Source organism: Actinoalloteichus fjordicus (assembly GCF_001941625.1).
GTDB lineage: Bacteria > Actinomycetota > Actinomycetes > Mycobacteriales > Pseudonocardiaceae > Actinoalloteichus_A > Actinoalloteichus_A fjordicus.
Genome location: NZ_CP016076.1, coordinates 3,692,845 through 3,711,163, shown reverse-complemented (window position 1 = coordinate 3,711,163; position 18,319 = coordinate 3,692,845). Strand labels below are relative to the sequence as shown.

Below are 18,319 nucleotides of genomic sequence, written 5' to 3'. Positions count from 1 at the left end.
CCGTGCGTAAACCTCTCGGCTTACACGGCTCCCATCATCCAACCTTCACCGTTCACGTCGGACGAACACCAAGACGCCAATGAGCAAGACTCAACGGGTACCGACTCGCGATCCCGATCAGCCACGCCCACGCATGTTTCTTGCGCCTCTTCAACGTCTTATACTTCCGTCTGGCCCATTTCACCAGGAAATCGTTCAGGCCGTAGAACGCCGCATGTAGCTGAGATTTGTAGAACCGCCCATAGTAGGCGATCCACCCGGTGGCATACTTGTTGATGTGGGCGACGATCTCCTGAAAGGTCATGTCACTGCGCCGATGAAGACGCCAACCCCGGATCGTGCGTCGTATCCGCGTCAGTGCCTCCCGGCTGACCGCCGGGGAGAAACTGACGAAGAACTTCGCCGTCACCGAACTATACGATTGCCGTGCTCGGAACGTGTATCCCAGGAACGTGAACTGCTCGTACTCGTAGGAGCCCGGACGGTTCTCGTCCTTGCAATACACCAACCGGGTCTTCACCGGATGCAACTCCAACCCGCACTCCGCCAGCCGGGCAGCGATGCCGCCGGGAACCGGATCGCGGTCGGGGACAAGACGGCCGCTTATGACGAGCGCAACCGCCTGCTCGCCGACGGCGACTACACCTATGAGCACACCGCCCGAGGCACCGTGGCCGGTCGGGACAGCTCCGGGTTGGTGGAGGAGTTCTCCTTCGACGCCTTCGACCGGCTGATCGCCCGAGGCGGCACGACGTACGACTACGACGCGCTGGACCGGGTGGTCGCCCGCAACGGCGTGGGCGGGTTCTCCTATGCCGGGCTCAGCATCGAGCCGGTGTCCGACGGCGCCTCGGTCTTCGGCCGGGGGCCCGGCGACGAGCTGCTGGCCTGGTCCGACGCCGACACGACGGCGTTGGCGGTCTCGGACCGGCACGGCGACGTGATCGGCGGCCTGCCGGTCACCGGCGCTGCCCTGACCGGCTCCCGCGCCTACGACCCCTTCGGCCAGGTCGTCGACACGGCCGGGTCGACCGGCATCATCGGGTTCCAGGGCGACTGGACCGACCCTGACACCGGCATGACCAACATGGGCGCCCGCTGGTACGACCCCGCGAGTGCCGCGTTCCTCTCTCGGGACGACATCGACCTCCCGAGCAGCCCGTCGATCCTGACGAACCGGTATACCTACGGGGCGGGGGCACCGACGAACTTCATCGATCCCGACGGGCATATTCCCTGGTGGCTAGTGCTTCTTGCACTTCTATGCCGAGGGAAATCGGGCTGCACAACGTCACCGACGATCGAAGCTGATGTACAACTCCTGCCTCACTACACGCCTATTCCGGACTACGGGGACGGAAACACGTGGTCCGGCTCATCGCAGCACAATATCGGTAGGACTTCCGCCTCTGCCAGCGGGAACCGTGGTCCCGGTTCTCAGCCGATTGGCGGTCCAGCAACGGGCTGGCGCGGGTACCAGATCCCGCTTCCTCCGCCTCCGCCGGACCCAGCGATTTGGGCAAGGGAGCGGAATCGGGACGACGCGATCGAGAACCCAACTCCCATGCCGGACGGCTGGGACGATCCGTGGTTCGGTAACGGCCCCGATGCTCCGGTGTCGTCCTCGCCGTCGGTGCCCGCGAGTGAGGTTGGTGACCTCTTCGATCGTGTGGAGGACGTTGCCGAATCATACGACCGGCTGTATCGAGATCTGCTGGACTCCGCAGGGTCGTTGATCACCAACATCTCCTTGCACGACAGCGCGCCGTCGGAGGTGTCCTACACCGACCCGACGAACCTGGTCGGCCCCGCCGACTCCTGCGATACATCGAACAGCTTCGCCGCGGGCACCGAGGTGCTCATGGCAGACGGGTCGACGAAGCCGATCGAGGACGTCGAGGTCGGCGACGAGGTCCTGGCAGCGGACCCAACCACAGGTGATACCAGCGTTCAGCCCGTGACGGCCACGATCGTCGGCGACGGTGTCAAGCACCTGGTCGACATCACCATCACCACCGAAGACGGCGGCACGGACACGATCACCGCGACGGCCGAGCATCCGTTCTGGGTCGCAGACCTGAACGCCTGGGTCAACGCCGAGGACCTGGAGCCGGGCCACCGTTTCGAGACAGCGGATCATCGGGATGCCTCGGTCACCGCCGTCGATGCCTACGACGCGCCACGACAGGTACGTAACCTCACCATCGACAGGCTGCACACGTACTATGTTGTGGCAGGTCGAACACAGGTACTTGTCCATAATTCTGGGCCATGTTCCGATTGGTCGCCGCGTTACGAGAGGGCAGGCGACCTCGCTGAGAGATACACTGAGGGGCAGGCGACTCGGGATCCGGCATCGCAGTGGTATCACGAAGAGCTGAGCAACGATGAACTTCTGGACAGTATTAATAACGCCGACGAGGGAGACGGGATTTTCGTTTCACGTGGAGGTACTATTCTTGGAGGTCATCACCGTTGGGACGAGGTCTTAACGCGCATCAACGATGGGCGTATTGACCCAGGGACTTCAATCCGTGTCGACGTCTACAGTGGGGGGTGGTGACCTGATGTCAGTGATTCATTCAGCTGATCCTGATTTTCGAATTTGTGAAATCAGTTTTGATATGCTTATCGAGATGCAAATGGAGGCGGAGTGTCGAGGTTGGTCGACCCGGTGGAGCTCGGTGGACGCGCTCCGCGGTCAAGTCAAGGAAGGAGTCGTCTTCCTCCGGTCGTTGATGCGCGAGGAGCGGGGAGGTGTCGTGCGAACTTACCGATGCCTTCTGCTATTCTCGACTGCGGATGGCAAGGATGCTGGCGGGGTTGCTACCATCGACCTTGATCCGGAAAGACTCGAATCGCTAGATCGAATTGATCTAGATCCAAAAGTTCGGAAGGTGCTTACTCGAATGTTTTCCCTTGCGTCGGGTGGAATTTCTATGGTCACAAAAGAATAGCAACTCCCATTTGGCAATGTGGTCAATTTCAAATGTTAAGGTAGTCGAGTTCCTCGCAGAGGCGGCGGTGACGGGGAAGGTTGCCAGCGGTTTTTTCAGGTGCCGACGCAATTGGTTCACGCGTGTGTCATCGAAGAGGTCGTCCGCAGGTCCATAGAGAGAGAACATGGACCGGTTGGTGCCGAGAAGTCGCTCGACCGGATTTCGTGCCTCAGCTTTGGTGGCGAAAACCGGTATTTCGTGAGTCATCGTTCGCGCGTCTTGGCTGTGCTGCTTCCAGTCCCGCAGCACATCGGCCGGGAACTCATGCGGGGCCTTATCGATTACGAGTGCGCCTCGAGCGCAGCAGAAGAGCGTTCCTGAGCAGCGCTCATTCTGGCGCGGAAACTGCGACTCCTCTGCAGCGCAGCCCGTCGGGGCTCGCTGAAATGATGTGCGCCAGCTCGCCGACGTTCCTGCTCCACGAATCCGTGCAGGCCTGCCTGGAAGTCCGGATTCTGGCAGTGCCCACGGACTCGGAGCATAAACAGTCCTTGCTGGACTGCTAGAGTGGCACCCGGTTTCGCCGCCGCGAAACTACTTCTGGTCAAGAAGTTGATCATACTATGCGATGCCCCGTCCCACGCCGACTTTGTGCGTTCCGCGCCGCCTATTCCTCCAACGCGTCGAGTTCCTGCCTGAGTCTAGGCAGCACCTGCCGATACAAGGTCTCGTGTTCGCAGCCCTCACCAGTCTCGGCGATGCGAGCCGCCAGCTCACGCAACGGAACCGGGCCGTGCGTCGCGAGCCCTTTGGCGAGCCTTTGAGCGCGGGCGTGCTCGCTGGCGTCCTGCTTCCGCTTGATGCCGTTCTCCCACCGCTGCACAGACATTCCGACGGGCCTGACTTCCCGGCCGAGTCGTGCCGAGAGGTCGCCGATGATCCTGATGCCGTCGACGTCCAGGTCCTGCCAGGCTGCGATCGGAACGGTCAGCGGCTGCAGGAACCGGATGAGGCCCTCGCTGGCGAATCCGGCACCCCATACGCACAGCCACGACTCGACGATCTCCGGCATCGCGCACACCCTGTCGAACGCGTCGCTGTTCTCCACTAGGAGGACACCGCGTGCGTTGAAGTGCGGATAGCCCAGGGTGCGCAGGCCGAGGGCAGGCAGACCGATCCACGGCGTCGTGGTGGCAGCGTCGGCGATCGTGTCCTCATCCGCAGTCCAGGTGAACGGGCCTCGCATGCGAAGCTCGGTGTCGGCCTCGTCGACTGCCGTGTCGAACGACTGGCGGATCAGGTTGCCGAAGGCGAATCGGCGCGGCATTGTCCAAAGAGCCTTGGTGTCGCGCCAGGCTTTTCCCGCGAGTGCTTTGGCCGTCAGCCGATATCCGTCGCCGTCTTCTGTCAGCCAGACAACGGCCGCGCGGAGCGCGAACTCGTACACAGCCCAGGACGTCGTGCCACTGCGCGATGCGGACGGGACCCGCAGAGTGGGGGAAGGAGGTGTTTCGAGCAACGCGACGTGTTCCCGCTCCAGCTTGGGCTCGGCTGCTGTCAGCCGCAGAAACTCGTCGTAGGTTCCCACGTCGCGCGCGAGCTTGTCTGAGCGTTCTTGCCGCTTCCTAGCCCGCCGGTCTTCGAGCGGACCGCCCAGGAGGGCGAGGGTGCTCCGGAGGTCGATCCCGTTGGTCACTCGGGCCGTCAGCTCGTCATCGAGGCGGCGCAGGCGCACCCGGACAGAGCCCCGCCGGGACGCTGGCACCTTGAGGAGCCACCGGAACACCTCGGACTCAGCCGAGGTCAACGCGTCGATGTCGATGACTACGTTGGCTGCGCCTCCGTCTGTTTCAAGGCGCTGGCGCACGGTTGTACGGAGCCACTTCCAGCTCGGCGCTTGCAGGACCTCGGGCACAGTAGTGGATTCTTCGTTCACAGGTCCTCGTTCAGATCGTGGTCGAGCATGTCGTGGCTGGTTCGGCCGTCCCACACGCTGCGGGCGGCGAGTACCCCTGGGAGTGCATCGTCGACGATCAAGTGATAGATCGAGATGCCGTCAAGTTCCTGGTAAAGGCCGAGCTCGGACTCGCTCGTCGCGACGAGATCGAGGTCGAGCTCGGTGACTAGGTCGAACAGCGCGCCCCGGTTCTTCGCGTCCACACCGGCGAAGACCTCGTCGAGGAGGATGAGCCTGGGACATCCCGGGGAGGTTCTGCCGTTTTCGTGCACGACGATCCTGCTCGCCTCGCAGTGCGTCGCGGCCGCCGCGAACAGCGGGAGGTGCAATGCCACGGCCTTCTCTCCGCCCGACATTGCACCGTGCCGGCGGCGGTCCAGCTTTGCCCAGTCGCTGGGGCTCTTCTTAGTCATGAGCTCGAACCGGTGCCACGTGCGATAGTCGAGCATCGCCGCAAGTTGCTCCCGCCACGGCACTGAGGTCGTGGCCGTGCGCGTGCTGGCGATGCGACGCCGGTAAAACGCCGACAGCCGGTCCCGCTCACTCCGGAATAGCAGACCTTCCGGTTTCCTCAGCAGTTCCATCATGTCCGGCGGCATCTCGGCCTCCGCAGTGGCAACCCAGCGCAGTTTGAACAGGTAGCCGGACGAGGTGGCGTGCTTGCTCATCAACCCGTTCATCTGCTGGACGAGCGCCACTGCGGCCTGAACGCGTTGGCCCACTTCGAGCCGGACCTCGTCCGAGAGGAACCTCTCAAACAGCTCTGCCTCCTCCTTTTCCAGCAGCTTCTCGGTCTGGATGAGATCGTGCGCCAGCACCGCGACCGTGTCGTGCAGCGGACGTTCTCGCCCGTTGCGGCTCGCAGTGAGCGCGAAAACCCCGCGATCCACTCGCTCCCGCAGCACGACGTGCCCGGTTAGGTCCTGCTCCTTCTTGGTCCGCACCTGCCCGGCTCGGGTCTGCGCCTTGTCCTGTTGTTCTGCACTCTTGTGCGTCTTCGGCAGCAGTGAGACGGCCCAGCCGCATACCGCCTTGAGCTGATCGGGGCGCAGCGGATCCTCGCCGAAGCGCGCGGGCTGCTCCGCAACACCGGGAACCCTGAGGAGACCGAGCCTGTGTACGTCGGCGAGTGACTCGGTCAGCACGTTCAGCCGCGCGGTCGCTTCGTCGACCTTGGTGACCGCGTTCGCGGCCTCGCCCTTCCTGCGTTCGGCGACTCGGCCGCGCTCGAGTTCCTGTGTGGCCGAACCTTCGAGTGCTGATGTCTGCTGGGCGTGCCTCGACTCCAGCCCCGCGAGCCTGAGCATGAGTTCCTGGTGGGGCTTGCCCATATGCGCGTTGAGGCTGTCATACTTCTGTTGCGCGAGAAGTGCTTCCTGCTCGGCGTCCGCCGCACGCTGCGCTGAGCGCGCTGCGATCACCTCGGACGTGCCCGCCTCCTCGTGCGCGATAGTGGCCGCACGGGTGAGGCGCAAGCATTGGGCGGCAGCGTTGATCCAGTCCTCTGCGGACGGCCTGAACCGTTCGGTGTCGGCACGCAGATCGTCCAGCCGATCACGGTGGTCCGACAGGTCCGCGACCTCCAGCGCGGCCTCCGCCACGCCTGCTGCCGCGTCACGCTCGTCAGTGGCCGCGACCTCGGCTTCCTGCACGTTTTTGAGCTCCGCGACCCGGCCCTGACCGATACGCGTCTTGAGGACAACTTCGAAGGTGGCGGTCACCAGTGCGGTCTCCGACGGCCGCCGAGCGGCTTGGCTTTCGAGCTCACCAGAGCGCACGCCGACAGCAGTGATCCCTTCTGCGGCACGGTCCGCGATCCTCTGCCATTCGGAGGCTGCGGTCGTGATGAGCTGGACCGGTGCGAGGACAGCCGTCACGTCCGGCTCATCCGGCTTGTCGGTCCACACCCCGTCGAGCATCGACGTGATCGTCCCGGCAACCCCGGCCTCGATCTGGGCGAAGGTCAGATGAGTACCTGGCAGCTCGTGTGACAAACCCAAGGAGGACAACGTGTTCAGCGCTGCGGACGTGACCTGGTGCGCTGCCGCGGCCAACGCGTCGGTCTCTTCGATGACGCGGCGAAGCAGGGCGGCGGTGTCGCTGATTGCTTGCGACTGCTCGCTTTCTGCTGCCCGCACCTGTTGATTCGCCGGAACCGAGCCGCGTTCCAGCTCGGCCTGAGCCGCAGTCCGCTGGGAGGCCCGCAGCTTCTCCTGCAGCTCGGAGCTGGCGGATTCGAGGTTGCTGATCTCTACGGCGAGGTCGGCAATGAGACGCAGGCGCATCGCTTCGCGACTACCCGCGCCGATGAGCTCGACTTGGTTCTTTTGAAACGCGCCGCGCAACGGACCGGAGGACCAGGTGCCGTCCCACGCCACAGTGAGGCCGTCACTGGTCTCGGCAGCCGTGTCGGCGAGACCGATCCTGGCGAGCATGGCACGCACCACCTCCGCGGAGACTGGCCCGTCCGGGGGCAAGGCTGGGTCCGGGCACAACGCGGCCGACAGGGGAGCGCGCACAGCTGGCTGCTGAGTGCTGATCTGGACGTCGAGAAGGGGTTCGCCATCCGGGCCCGCTGCGATCGTGCCGTCCGGGAACACCCACGCGTCAGCGAGTTCGGAACCCACCAGCGCAGCCTCCAGCATGGCCCGCTGGTGATCGCCCTGGTCCAGTCCGGGCACGAAGTCCACGAGGAGGAACAGCGGCGAGCCCACGCGGCCTTCGCGATCGGCAAGCCGCTCGGCGGGAACTGGCAGCCGTGGCAAGCCTCCCGACTCCAGGCGACTGTGTTCACCCTGCTTCTGAGTCAGAACCTCCTGCAACGAAGCCAGCTCGCTCTTGATCACGGTCGCCTCGCGTTCGAGTGCGATCAGGCGCACGGTTGCGGCTTTTGATGCCCACTCGACCACATCGTCGCGGTGGAGCTCGCGTGGTGCGGGCACGCGGAGGACCTCCGGTACCTCCGCTGTGCGGGTCAGTTCGACGAGGTTGATGAACCAGGTGCTCACCCTCTCCGCGAAGTCGATTCGCGCATCTCGCACGAGGCTGGCCTTCGTCCACACCGTCGATAGCGACAGTCCGAGCGCCTGACCTCGGGTTGACAGGTCTGCCGCTTGCCGTACGAGCGGGGTCACGGCAGACAGAATCGACTCCAACGCGCGAGCCTCAGCCGCCAGGGCGGTGCGGCGAGTCTGAGCCGCACCATCGGACCACCGCCTGACCGCACGTTCGGGGAACTCGGACGGCCACGTCTCCGGTGGCGTCGAGCCGAGCACGAGCTGAGTGCTGCCGGCGATCCACTCGGTCACTGCGGCGAGGTAGTTTGAGAGCTCTTCGCTCCTGACGGTTCGGGCGTCCTCGGCATCCTTTTCGGCGTCGACCACGCGGTACTTCGCCTTGGTCGTAGCCTCGGCGGCCACGCGGGCCAGCTGGAGCGCCTTGTGCGATCGGCTGACCAGGTCACGTAGGCGGTCCAGCTCCTCAATCCGAGCGCGCACCGTGTCGCGCAGCTCTGCCAGTGCAGCGAAACTGTCCTCGGAGGACCCGTCGAGGTGCCTGACCAGCGTTGCTGCCAGCGTTGACAGCGCGGCGTGCGGCAAGAGAGAGGCAATGGAATCGGCTCTCGCTGCTCGCTCGTCTCGCGTGAGAGCAGCGGTGTTGGCATCGGCAGCTGCCGAGATTGCCGCTTCTCGCGACCGTGCTGCCGCGTGCTGAAGTTCTGCGGCCTGGTCGCGGCTTGCTTTCGCCAACGAGGTCAACGCAGCGGCCTTCTCCCGCAGGGGCGTCAGCTCGGCACCCTCCTTGTAGAGGTCGAGCATCCTAATCGACTCGATCTCGATGCCGAGCGACCGTATCTCGGATCGCACTTTCTCCGTCTGCTTTTGCGTTTGCGCCAGGGAACTCTCGGCGTTCGCGCAGTCTTCTGCAGCCTTGGCCGCGAGCTTCCCGGTCTTGTCGGCCTCCTGGACCGCATCGACGACATCGGCCGCCCGGCGGCCGACCAGCAGGTTGAGGAAGTCGGTGTACGCGGTGCTGATCTCAGCCAGCGCCGCGTGGGCTGCGGTGAGCTCGGCGATAATCTCGCGGTGCCTGTCCAACCGCTCGAAGCCGTCCGCCAGCTCGTCGATGATCGCCTGATTCACCGACGGCAACGAGTCGCGAAGGACCTCGTCCAGCTTGGTCTCGGAGAGCTTGTCCGACAGCTTGGGCTTGCGCAGATGCAGCAACGTCTTGCGGAGCGCCTCGAACTGGCGATCGTCGAGTCCGAAGAGGACCCGGTTGACCTCCTGGCGATGGGCGTCCGGCGTCGGGTGGACACGGCCGATCACACCTGCGGCATTGAGATCGGCCAACGCGGCAGCGAGCTGGTTCGAGCTCTTGGGCTCCGTGCCCGCGACGCCGAGCTCGAACTGGTGACCCACCCGGCCTGCCGTGGTGAAGTACCAGGCGGTCACGCGTTTGCTCGCACGGGCACCATGCAGTCCGGCGCCGACTGTGTAAAACTCATCACCGTTGTCGGTGATCCTGCCGAACTCGACCCACACGTAGCCACGTGCGCTGGCGCGGCCCTCATCCGGGTCGTGACCGAGCAACCACAAGAACATGCCGCGGTCGCGGACGCCGAAGGTCGACAGTCGTTCCGGCGCGAGGTCGGCGTCCAGCACGTAGGGAAGCAGCACCTCTAGCGCCATCGACTTGCCGGACCCATTGTTACCGCGAAGCAGCAGCCGTCCGCGGTGGAAGGTGAAGATCTGTTCGTCGTAGTGGAAGAGACCGGTGATACCGGCGCGCACCGGTTCCCAACGTCGCCGCGACGGGCGGGCAGGGCTGTAGAGCAACTCCGCGGGAGCCGTGGTGGTCATCGCTTCTCTCCGGTGGTGGTGACGACGACGTCGCGGAAGCGGCCCGCGACGGGTGTGAGCTGGAAGCCGAGCTCGTCGAGACGGATCAGGTCGAAGGCTTTCAGGAGGTCCAGCACCTCGTCGGTGAGTCTGTCGAGGCCTCCCTCGCCTCGATGTCCCTTGGCCCAGTGCGGGAACTCGGTCATGACGTCGGTCAGCACTTGCCGAAGACGCATGCGAGGCAACCAAGTTCCGACTGCGTCCGACTGCTCGCCGAGCCTGCTGACCGTTAAAAGCGCGGCCTGGTCTGTGATGGCGTTGGTTTGGGGGAAGCGCATGTCTGTCGACTCAGTCGTCGGATCGATGGCGCACCAGCCACTGGCACGGCGTTCGAGCAGTAGACCCGCGTCCAGCAATCGGCGGCGGATCCAGCCGGTGGAGTTGTTGAGAACGTCGAGCTGTTCGGTGTCGACCTCGTCGACGTGCAGGACGGGGTCGTCCAAGAGCCTGCGCATCACACCGTGCCGGACGCTCTCCTCCGCGTCGAGATCGGGTGGCAGGACGAGCTGGGCGAGGCGGCGGTCGTCGATGGTGTAGAGAGCGTTCGCGTGTTCGTTGTGTTCGTAGTCATCGCGTCGCTCGACGGTGGTGATCATGCCGAGCTCGGCAAGCATTGCCAGAACGTCGACCAGCGCGAGGCGTTCACGTTTGTCTGACGCGTTGTACTGAGTCAAGTCGTCCTCAGTACCGGTGATGTCCACGATGCGACCGGAGAGGTCCTGCAACGAAACCTGCCTGCGGGAGAACTGGCTCAGAGCGGCGGCGGTTACACAGAACAGCGCGTACCGCCTGCGGTCGAACGGCTTCGCGTCCGTGCGAAGTGTCCGCAGCGGTGGTCGTGCGGGTGAGTCCACGTCCGGGACCTTGTGCAGACGAGCGAAGCCCCTTCTTCCCTCGACGACGAGTCGCCAGCCGCAGGTCTCGTGAAACCACCTCCGGAGCCAGACATCGTGGTCGCACACGAGGCGGAACACGTCAGTGGCACGGCTTAGCACCGGAGTGTGGAGTAGCGCTCGAATCGTCCGTGCTCGCTCTGCGGCATCATGTTCGGCGGAAACTCCTGAGACCATCAGCTCTCCTCGGTCCAGCGAACGTGGATCTGGTAGTCGGGCAGCGTCCAGTGACCGCTGGGTGACGAGATCCGCGCCGCGGAGCCAGCGATCGGATCCGCCAACGTGATATTCAACCGGCCGTCCATGCTCAATGCGGTTCTCCGGCCTCGGACCGGGTCGTGTGGTGCCTGCTGGACCTGCGCGATTAGTTGCGCGAGCAGTTCCAACGTGGCGTGATTAGCGAGTCGCCGGATGTTGGAGAGTTTCGTGCGGCCCAGCCGCACGAGAGCTAGATGTGCGTTCTCGTGCTCTGCGAGCCGTTTGCGGGCGAGTTCCGCGAGGAATCGCTTCGTGGCCCCGTGGTTCGGCGTCCTCCGCGCCCGGCCTGTCTGGTCGTTGGCGGAGATTGCACGCAGCTTAATCGTGTGACGGGCTGCCGGGGCGTTCCACCAGTCCCCGATGATCGGACCGCCGTCCTGAGGTGCCTCGTCGTAGAAGTGTCGGGCGCCAGCGAGACCGAACTCGTTGTGCCACAATGCGTGCGCTGCCTCGTCGTTCGGCGCGGTCGTGAACTTGCGGGCCAGCGACAGCAGTTCGGAAGCGCGACCGGATCCGGCGAGACGTGCGTCGCGTACGCGGTCCAACAGCGGACCGATGCCCAGCACCGCGCGCCGCACCATGCGGTGCAGTCTCTGTCCGCCGGTCGGCGTGCCGTCGACGGGAACGAACCAGTGCCGCACTCCGTCGATGCGCAGCACTGCTTCTTCGGTCCAGGACATCGAGGAGCCAGCTTGGTCGATGATCCGCTCGCCGGACGCCTTCGCTCCTGCTTCCAGTGCTGCCGCGTACTTCTCTGGCATCTCGTCGATCCGCGAGAACAGGAGCACCACGTCGTCCGACACCTTCTCGAGGTGGTCGGTGAACTCGACGAGGTAGTGGATCGTGTCCACTTTGAAGAGCAGATACTCGTCGATTTCCACAGCGGGAGCGTTGAGGATGTGGTTCACCCGCTGGAGGAAACGCCCCGTGTTCCCAGTGAGCGTCTTAAACGTTCGATGCAATTCCACGGCAAGGTTGTGAACAGTGTCTCCATCCGGCGTGTCCAGAGCGATCTGGTCCACGAGCTCCCCGAGTACGGATCCGATGTGAAGCAGGGCCACGCGCTGCAGACCAATCGTCCTGAGTAGCGTCTCCTCAAGCCCGAGCACCGCCTCGTGCGCGGCCTCTCCTTTCGAGCTGAGATTATAGACAAAGGCTCGGAGTTCGTAGGATCGCAGGTCAGGGGCCCAGCTCTCGTCCCGGTCGCGGTCGACGTTGCCCCAGATGTGAAGTTGTGTCAGCCGGTCCGTCAGCACCTTCGGCTCTATGACTACCGGCGGATCTGAGCACTTGAGCGCGTCCTCGATCACGGTTATGGTCAGGTCCGAACGGTACTCGGCGGCACCGTCGAAGAGCACGTCGACGATCGCGCGGTACACGGGTGCCTCGTCACCCGTCACGTAAGCGAACAGCGGCTGGCGGTCGCCCGATCCCCTTCGCACGTGCTCCCTTTCTGTCGTTGCATGTGTGCACTGGTGTACATGCAAGCAGCAGTACGAGAGTGAATCCGCCGTTCGACGCGACTTAGCATAGAAATTCTAGAAACGTCACTCATTTGTACCAAGCGAACTGAACTTCAGTTCAGTCCAGTTGATCTGTCGGTTCGATGGCATGAGCAAAGGGAGTGGAACCGGAACAAGATCCTGGGTCGCTCCGCGTTGGCCGCTCGGGCGAGTGTGGAGGGAAGCTTCCTTGGAGGGTGCCCGCTCTTCGGCTACGGCTGGTGTACGCCAGGCCGCATCCGGGATCGGCCAAGGCCGCTGACGGGAAACTCCTGCACCGGCTGGAGCCGGACCCGTTGGCGGCACCGGTCGTGCGCAGGATCTTCACCGAGTACGTGGCCGGATGGGGAATCTTCGCGATCGCTGAAGCGCTCACCCGCGACGACATCGCCTCGCCCTCGGCCCACAACCGGTCGCGGAACCCGCACCGCTCGGGTATCGCATGGTTCAAGGGCGCGATCCGCACCATCCTGGCCAACTCCCGCTACACCGGGCGGCAGGTATGGAATAAGCAGCGCAAGGACGAGGCCCTCGTCGACGTCGATGACGTGGCACTGGGGCATGTGAGCAAGATTCGCCGAAACGACCCCGGCAAGGGTCTGGTCGACACCGTCGTGCACGAACCGTTGACGACACCGGCACGTCGAGCGCGCCAGCACGTGATGGCCGCCAAGGAGTGGACCGCGACACCCGCGAACGACACCGCACCCGCGCTTGTACGTACTGCGCGGCTTGCTGTGCTGCGGGCTGTGTGGACGGCAGATGCGGGCCAGCGAGCAAGGGAGCGCTGTACTACCGGTGCAGGTTCTCCACCGAGTACGGCCTGGCGAACTGCCTCCAGCGGCCAGGGACCCGCCCGAGGACGCAGAGCCTCCGGCGTTGTCATGTCAACCAGCCACGTCGACACATTCGATCAAAGTGGCCTACGACGCTAATCACGGGTAGCGGTAATCGTGATCAGCAAGGTCGTCTCCGGCCAACTCGGCCGCTGCCTCGGCCATCGCTTCGTCGTCGAACTCGACAGAGTCGAACTCCGGGTCGAACAAATCACTTGACGGGTCGATGTCTTCGGAGTGTCGGATGACGCAGGTCAGGAAGGCGCGGGTTGCTTCGAGCAGATCTGGGTCGGTGAGCCAGAGGCCGAATTCGAGGTTGCGGCGGGAGCTGGTGGTGCCGTTGGCGCTGGCCAGCCACAGCTTCTGCGGGGTGAAGCCGATGACGTCCTCGACGTGGCCGTCGGCGCCTTCGTCGTGCCACCACAGGTGGCCCAGCAGCACCATTTTGGTGTGCAGGATGGGCACTAGGTGGTTGCCGACGCGGCGGGGTCCGATGGACCGGAAGACGGGTACGTCGATCTCGAACGGAGCGTCATGAGGACCGACGACTACTGGACGGCCGTTGTGTCCTGGGGCCAGGTCGGTCAGTTCGGGACATGCGCGGGTGGGGAAGCCATTACCGTTGTCGCAGACCGCGCGCAGCTTGTCGAAGGTCCTCCGCTGCTTGTCGCTCCGTTTACCGGTGGCTGCCTGCTGCTTGCTGACCACGACGCAGGCCGCGGAGTAGTTGGCAATGGACTGGATCAACTCGTTGTCGTCCAGCCACAGGAACGCGCCCAGCAGCGCCGGACCCAGCGTGCGGAAGGGCTTGTCGGTGTCGTGCTCGCGGCGGTGGTCGTTGATGCCGTCGACCAGACCGCGCAGCACGTCCAAGCCGAAGAACGCCTTGTCGGTCCCGGCGAGCAGGCCGAGGAACCGGTGGTCGAATCCTGTCGGGAATCCGGCATGCGGTTCGCTCATGTTGACTACGGTAGGCCAATCAAAGGGACGGGCTCCTGGAGGCTGTTTCATATACCAGAGCGGTCGAGTGTCATCGGCTGTCTGGGATCGGGATGTCGGTCTGGCATCATCGGCCGATGGCCGGTTCCACAGACCTGACGACCTTGCGTAAAGCTCTCGACTTCCTGCCGCGACGCCTGAGTGAGTCGGCCACCCATGCCAAGTTGGCCGCTGACTGTGACGCTCTCGGCCTGCCGACGCCTCCATCGGAAGGGACGAAGTACCGGCGGGCCTTGGCCAGCTTCGTGGCCGTGCCGGACTCGGCTCTGGTGGAGGTCGCGCGGAGGGTAATGGCCACCGGCTCGCTGCCTGTCAAGGAGCGCATCGGCGTCGAGGACGAGCTGTGGGGGCCTGAGGGCATATGCCTCTATTCCGGCGCGGGTGCGGCGTGAGTTGGCCCGTGCCCTGGACCTTCCTAACATCGTCCACCACTCCGACCGGTTCACCCAGGTCCTGGACGATTTGTGGATCCTGGACGACGACCCGCTTGATGCGGTCTTCGGCGACGGTGAGCGCAACCTGCGTGCGCGCATCGACCGGCACGTCTTCCGCAATCCCGGGGACTGGTCGACCGAGGAGCTGTTCGAGGAACTCGGCGCCTTCAAGGCCCTCGACGCCCGGTTCGGGGTCTTCCTGGAGCGGCTGGCGTCGGGTGACCTCAGCTGCGACGAGCGGGCACAGCGAGCGTTCGTCGAGGCGGTCAACCCACACTTGCGCCAGGCCGGGGTCGAACTGCGGGAGACCGGTGCGCGCGACGGTTACCCGGTGTTCAGCGTGGTCTCCGTCGGCTCGCACCGCGGCCGCCCGAAGAACCTGATCTTCGCCTCCATCGGTAAGAAGCCCGACCTGCGGTTCCGCGACGCGGTCGACAACGACGTCGAGATCCTCGGAGACCCTGACGACGTCCTGGTCTACGACCGACCCATCGGCAGCGATGGGCTGCGGTGGCGCGACCTCCAGGCATGGTGGCGGGAGACGCGCGGCCTGGACAGCGACAACGAAGCCAAGTGGGACCTGTACAACAGGCTCACAGCCTGCCTGCCGCATAACTCGCCTCCGCAGCGCCACCTGTTCGAGCAGTACCACCGCGTCCACGGCTCCCAGGTGCAGGATCTTCCGGCCTTGCTGCCGGAGGTCTGGCTGCACTGGGATCCCCAGACCGCGAAGGCGCGGGGCAAGGATGCCTTGCTGAGGTTTCGGATGGACTTCCTGCTCCTGCTGCCCTACGGGCGGCGGGTGGTGCTAGAGGTCGACGGCAAGCACCACTACGCCACCAAGGAGCGAGCGGCCCCGGACGTCTACGCCAGGACTATGCGCGGTGACCGTGAACTCAAGCTCAGCGGTTATGACGTCTATCGGTTCGGCGCCGCCGAACTCGCCGACGAGGAGCAAGCGGGCATCGTCGTCGAGGCGTTCTTCCGTGACCTTTACCGCACGACCGGCCTGTCGACTGCCTAGCGCGTTGACCACGAGCGTTCGCTGGGGTGGAAGACCACGTACCAGATCCATGGCCAGCAGCAGAATTGATCTCATTCTCGGCGATGCAATCGTCGAGCATGAGGCAGGTCGACTGGGCCGTCGCGGGCGCTTTATCAGGCCAGTTCGTCTGTCGTCTCGGTCTCGTCCTCGAGGTCATCGAGGTCGAGTTATTCGGCGGTCAGGGGTCGGCCGTGAGGATGGTGGAGGTCGCGAAGGAATCCGGTGTCCGCACCGAAGGTGATGATCTTAGTGACTTTCGATCGTGTCTTGCTGGGGATGTCGTTGTCCACGATGATCAGTTGGATGTGTTCGAAGGGGCCTCCCACCTCTTGCCGGTGATAGTCGAGGTAGATGGTGATCCACTCGTACATCCGGTTCGCGAGGTCCTGGTCGTGTGTGTTCTGGCCGAAGTTCTTCTGCGGCTAGTCCAGGATCAGCAGTGTGGGCAGATGGCAGTGACTCGGGTTCTCCAGCGCGTAGAGGAGCAGGGCGAGGGTGTAGGGACCGAGACAGCGGTTCGGAAGCCGCCGCGCGCTGGTCGAAGTCCTGTTCGTCGACCAGCGGGTGGAGGTCTTCGGGTCGAGCGGGCACATCCGGCGGCCAGGGAAGCTTGAACCGTCGCACGATCTGCCGGAACACGTTCAAGCTGTCCAGGACGGGCCCGAGCTCCTGGATCCAGGTCTTCAGCTGGTGTTGGCGGCTGCGCATCTCTTCGAGCTGGGTCTGCTTCTCGGCCAGATCCAGCGTTCGGCGAACGCGTTCATCCGCGGTGCTTGCGGTGCCGTGAGGACCATGTGGACGCCGATCGAGGTGAACGCCGCGGGAGGTGCTGGGCGGCTCGCCGATCGACGAGGTGGCGGTCTGTTCCGGGGTGTTTCGCGACAGTCGGTTCACGTGTGGCGGCGCCGGTTCGAGAAAGAGGGGACACCGGACCTGGCAGACCGGTCGCGGCGACCGCGCACGAGTCGGACCCCGTCCGAGGTGGAGACGAGGATCTGCCGGGTACGTCGGGAGCATCCGTGGGGCAGGAGGACTCACCCAGATGAAGCAGTACAGCAAGGCTCCGTGGCATACTCTCTAAGAGCCACAACGTTGGCCGGTTTTGCGCTGCCCTGTAGCAGACGTTTCACTGCAACCACCGCTAACCAGGCCACGGCCCCGCTCCCTACTAGCAGAAGGCCCTTCACGGGCAGACTGCGAGGTTAGGAGTCGCGAGTGGTCACCCTTCCACCCGGGACGTCGAGCTGGGTCATTGTATTCGCGTTTGCAACTATGGCGGCGTCAGCTGCCTGCTTGATGATCTTTCGGATCATCAGCCGCGTGTTTCCGGAGCGCTCAGACGAGCGCGTTGCGTGGTGGGTCGCCTTCTGGCAGTACCGGGCCGAGAAGCGTGCGGCTCGCCGCCGTTGGCGAGCCGTGGTTCGACGCGATCGGCGCGAGCATCGCGAAAAGCGACGCCGCTCCTGTGCTGCAGCTAACAGACCCGGGAAGTTTGTTGGCGAGCCGATATCGCGACGGCGCCCGTAACGATGTTGACGCAGTCGGGATCATTGAGGAGAAGCATGGCATCAGGCGAAGGCGTTTCACCTCGTCGTCCGGCCACGGGCACTTGGGCTCGCAATGCCTTTCGCGCCGGATCTCGACGCGACCGCCGCTGAACTGGCCGCTCATACGGAGCAGCCTGCTTCTCCGCGACGAAGACCTTCGCCGCATGCCGCAAGGACGGCTCGGCCGACCGCTCCGCTGTGATCGCCGACGCCATCGCGCGGCAGACCACCGGAGTGTCGTCACTGAGACGAAGTAGCAGGCACCGACCCCCTCTGCCAGAGGTTCACGTGATGAACGTGCTTTCCATCTGCGTGGTGCGGTTCAGCTCCTCTGTCGAGGTCGAACAGCTATGAACGACATCAGCGTCAAGTCGTCTGGGGGCCCGTTTGACACAACTGCTTCCCTTTATCCGTCAATACTTCCGATGGCACGCCGTAGCGGCGCATCGCTGCGGTGAACGCCCTGCATACCGCCCGGCCCGATGCCGTCGTCACCACGGTCGCGACCATCGCGAACCGGGAGTGATCGTCGACGCCGGTGACGAGTTTGCAGCTGCGGCCGTCGGCCAAGGGCACCCCGCCGACGATGTCCATCTGCCACAGGTGCATCGGCTCGGCGCGCTGCCACCGCTCGTACTTTCGCTTGTGCCGTTGTTCCTCTTGGTTGATCAGCCCGTTGCGCGCCAGGACTCAGTGCCCCGTCACCCGCGACGAGCCTGCGAAACCCCCGCGCTCGCCGAGTTTGTGGCTGATCCGCCGGACACCACCACGGATGCTCCCGACGTACCCGGCAGATCCTCGTCTCCACCTCGGACGGGGTCCGAGTTGTGCTCGTGCGCGGTCGCCGCGACCGGTCTGCCAGGTCCGGTGTCCCCTCTTTCTCGAACCGGCGCCGCCACACGTGAACCGACTGTCGACGAGGAGATCCTCAGTGCCCGTCGGGCGTCCCCGTTCGGTGCGAGATTGGAGGACATCGGCGAGGCGCTGGGTATCTCTCCCGGCAGGCTG

General features: G+C 64.5%; 15 protein-coding genes. 5 read left to right on the top strand and 10 right to left on the bottom strand.

What is annotated here, in order from left to right; genetic code table 11:
- Nucleotides 1-52: 52 nt before the first annotated feature.
- A complete protein-coding gene (locus UA74_RS31925; protein ID WP_198042739.1) occupies nucleotides 53-655 on the bottom strand; it encodes a group II intron maturase-specific domain-containing protein in 603 nt (200 codons plus the stop codon).
- A 42-nt stretch (nucleotides 656-697) separates the two neighbouring features.
- On the opposite strand from UA74_RS31925, the gene UA74_RS16415 reads away from it, so the two are divergent.
- Nucleotides 698-2,563 carry a polymorphic toxin-type HINT domain-containing protein gene (locus tag UA74_RS16415; RefSeq protein ID WP_232237285.1) on the top strand — a complete coding sequence of 622 codons (1,866 nt, stop codon included), beginning with the start codon at nucleotides 698-700 and terminating at the stop codon, nucleotides 2,561-2,563.
- Nucleotides 2,564-3,606: 1,043 nt separating this feature from the next.
- Here the strand turns inward: UA74_RS16415 and UA74_RS16400 are convergent.
- Genes UA74_RS16400 through UA74_RS16385 form a run of 4 tightly spaced genes read right to left on the bottom strand, consistent with a single transcriptional unit; the run spans nucleotide 3,607 to nucleotide 12,348 of the window.
- Nucleotides 3,607-4,875: a Wadjet anti-phage system protein JetD domain-containing protein gene (locus UA74_RS16400; RefSeq protein WP_198042737.1), complete on the bottom strand. Its 1,269-nt coding sequence runs from the start codon at nucleotides 4,873-4,875 to the stop codon at nucleotides 3,607-3,609.
- Entirely contained in the window at nucleotides 4,872-9,758 is a 4,887-nt protein-coding gene (locus UA74_RS16395; RefSeq protein ID WP_075764800.1) for an SbcC/MukB-like Walker B domain-containing protein, read from the bottom strand. Before UA74_RS16395 ends, UA74_RS16400 begins: the two co-directional genes overlap by 4 nt.
- Nucleotides 9,755-10,867 (bottom strand): TIGR02678 family protein, encoded by a 1,113-nt coding sequence (locus tag UA74_RS16390; RefSeq protein WP_075764798.1) that lies wholly within the window; start codon nucleotides 10,865-10,867, stop codon nucleotides 9,755-9,757. Before UA74_RS16390 ends, UA74_RS16395 begins: the two co-directional genes overlap by 4 nt.
- Entirely contained in the window at nucleotides 10,867-12,348 is a 1,482-nt protein-coding gene (locus tag UA74_RS16385; protein WP_257787520.1) for a TIGR02677 family protein, read from the bottom strand. The genes UA74_RS16390 and UA74_RS16385 overlap by 1 nt, the downstream gene beginning before the upstream one ends.
- Nucleotides 12,349-12,671: 323 nt before the next feature.
- On the opposite strand from UA74_RS16385, the gene UA74_RS16380 reads away from it, so the two are divergent.
- The gene (locus tag UA74_RS16380) at nucleotides 12,672-13,385 is read left to right on the top strand and encodes a recombinase family protein (protein WP_075764794.1); all 714 of its coding nucleotides are present in this window, start codon (nucleotides 12,672-12,674) and stop codon (nucleotides 13,383-13,385) included.
- Here the strand turns inward: UA74_RS16380 and UA74_RS30865 are convergent, their stop codons facing one another.
- Complete coding sequence (locus UA74_RS30865; RefSeq protein ID WP_157442258.1) at nucleotides 13,386-14,297, bottom strand: hypothetical protein; 912 nt, start codon at nucleotides 14,295-14,297, stop codon at nucleotides 13,386-13,388.
- 65 nt (nucleotides 14,298-14,362) lie between these two features.
- Here UA74_RS30865 and UA74_RS31920 point away from each other — a divergent pair, with 65 nt between their 5' ends.
- Nucleotides 14,363-14,677 (top strand): hypothetical protein, encoded by a 315-nt coding sequence (locus UA74_RS31920; protein ID WP_157442257.1) that lies wholly within the window; start codon nucleotides 14,363-14,365, stop codon nucleotides 14,675-14,677.
- Nucleotides 14,667-15,743 (top strand): AbiJ-related protein, encoded by a 1,077-nt coding sequence (locus tag UA74_RS16370; protein ID WP_157442256.1) that lies wholly within the window; start codon nucleotides 14,667-14,669, stop codon nucleotides 15,741-15,743. The genes UA74_RS31920 and UA74_RS16370 overlap by 11 nt, the downstream gene beginning before the upstream one ends.
- 188 nt (nucleotides 15,744-15,931) lie before the next feature.
- Here the strand turns inward: UA74_RS16370 and UA74_RS16365 are convergent, their stop codons facing one another.
- Together UA74_RS16365 and UA74_RS31915 are read right to left on the bottom strand one after the other, a co-directional pair.
- On the bottom strand, nucleotides 15,932-16,135 hold the full coding sequence (locus tag UA74_RS16365) for a hypothetical protein (protein WP_075764792.1): 204 nt from the start codon (nucleotides 16,133-16,135) through the stop codon (nucleotides 15,932-15,934).
- 51 nt (nucleotides 16,136-16,186) lie between these two features.
- Nucleotides 16,187-16,357, bottom strand: a complete 171-nt coding sequence (locus UA74_RS31915) for a hypothetical protein (protein ID WP_157442255.1) — start codon at nucleotides 16,355-16,357, stop codon at nucleotides 16,187-16,189.
- Between the two features lie 199 nt (nucleotides 16,358-16,556).
- On the opposite strand from UA74_RS31915, the gene UA74_RS34285 reads away from it, so the two are divergent.
- Entirely contained in the window at nucleotides 16,557-16,970 is a 414-nt protein-coding gene (locus tag UA74_RS34285) for a helix-turn-helix domain-containing protein (protein WP_198042734.1), read from the top strand.
- Between the two features lie 129 nt (nucleotides 16,971-17,099).
- Here UA74_RS34285 and UA74_RS31910 read toward each other — a convergent pair whose 3' ends face one another.
- Nucleotides 17,100-17,435 carry a hypothetical protein gene (locus tag UA74_RS31910; protein WP_157442253.1) on the bottom strand — a complete coding sequence of 112 codons (336 nt, stop codon included), beginning with the start codon at nucleotides 17,433-17,435 and terminating at the stop codon, nucleotides 17,100-17,102.
- Nucleotides 17,436-17,677: 242 nt separating this feature from the next.
- Complete coding sequence (locus UA74_RS32915) at nucleotides 17,678-17,920, bottom strand: DDE-type integrase/transposase/recombinase (protein WP_075764788.1); 243 nt, start codon at nucleotides 17,918-17,920, stop codon at nucleotides 17,678-17,680.
- Between the last annotated feature and the right edge of the window lie 399 nt (nucleotides 17,921-18,319).

Excerpts from the sequence above, each read along its gene's own strand:
- UA74_RS16395 (WP_075764800.1), bottom strand. The coding sequence starts at position 9,758 with ATGACCACCACGGCTCCCGCGGAGTTGCTCTACAGCCCTGCCCGCCCG.
- UA74_RS16390 (WP_075764798.1), bottom strand. The coding sequence starts at position 10,867 with ATGGTCTCAGGAGTTTCCGCCGAACATGATGCCGCAGAGCGAGCACGG.
- UA74_RS30865 (WP_157442258.1), bottom strand. The coding sequence starts at position 14,297 with ATGAAACAGCCTCCAGGAGCCCGTCCCTTTGATTGGCCTACCGTAGTC.
- UA74_RS31920 (WP_157442257.1), top strand. The coding sequence starts at position 14,363 with ATGGCCGGTTCCACAGACCTGACGACCTTGCGTAAAGCTCTCGACTTC.
- UA74_RS16365 (WP_075764792.1), bottom strand. The coding sequence starts at position 16,135 with ATGTACGAGTGGATCACCATCTACCTCGACTATCACCGGCAAGAGGTG.
- UA74_RS31915 (WP_157442255.1), bottom strand. The coding sequence starts at position 16,357 with ATGTGCCCGCTCGACCCGAAGACCTCCACCCGCTGGTCGACGAACAGG.
- UA74_RS34285 (WP_198042734.1), top strand. The coding sequence starts at position 16,557 with ATGTGGACGCCGATCGAGGTGAACGCCGCGGGAGGTGCTGGGCGGCTC.
- UA74_RS31910 (WP_157442253.1), bottom strand. The coding sequence starts at position 17,435 with ATGAGCGGCCAGTTCAGCGGCGGTCGCGTCGAGATCCGGCGCGAAAGG.
- UA74_RS32915 (WP_075764788.1), bottom strand. The coding sequence starts at position 17,920 with ATGCACCTGTGGCAGATGGACATCGTCGGCGGGGTGCCCTTGGCCGAC.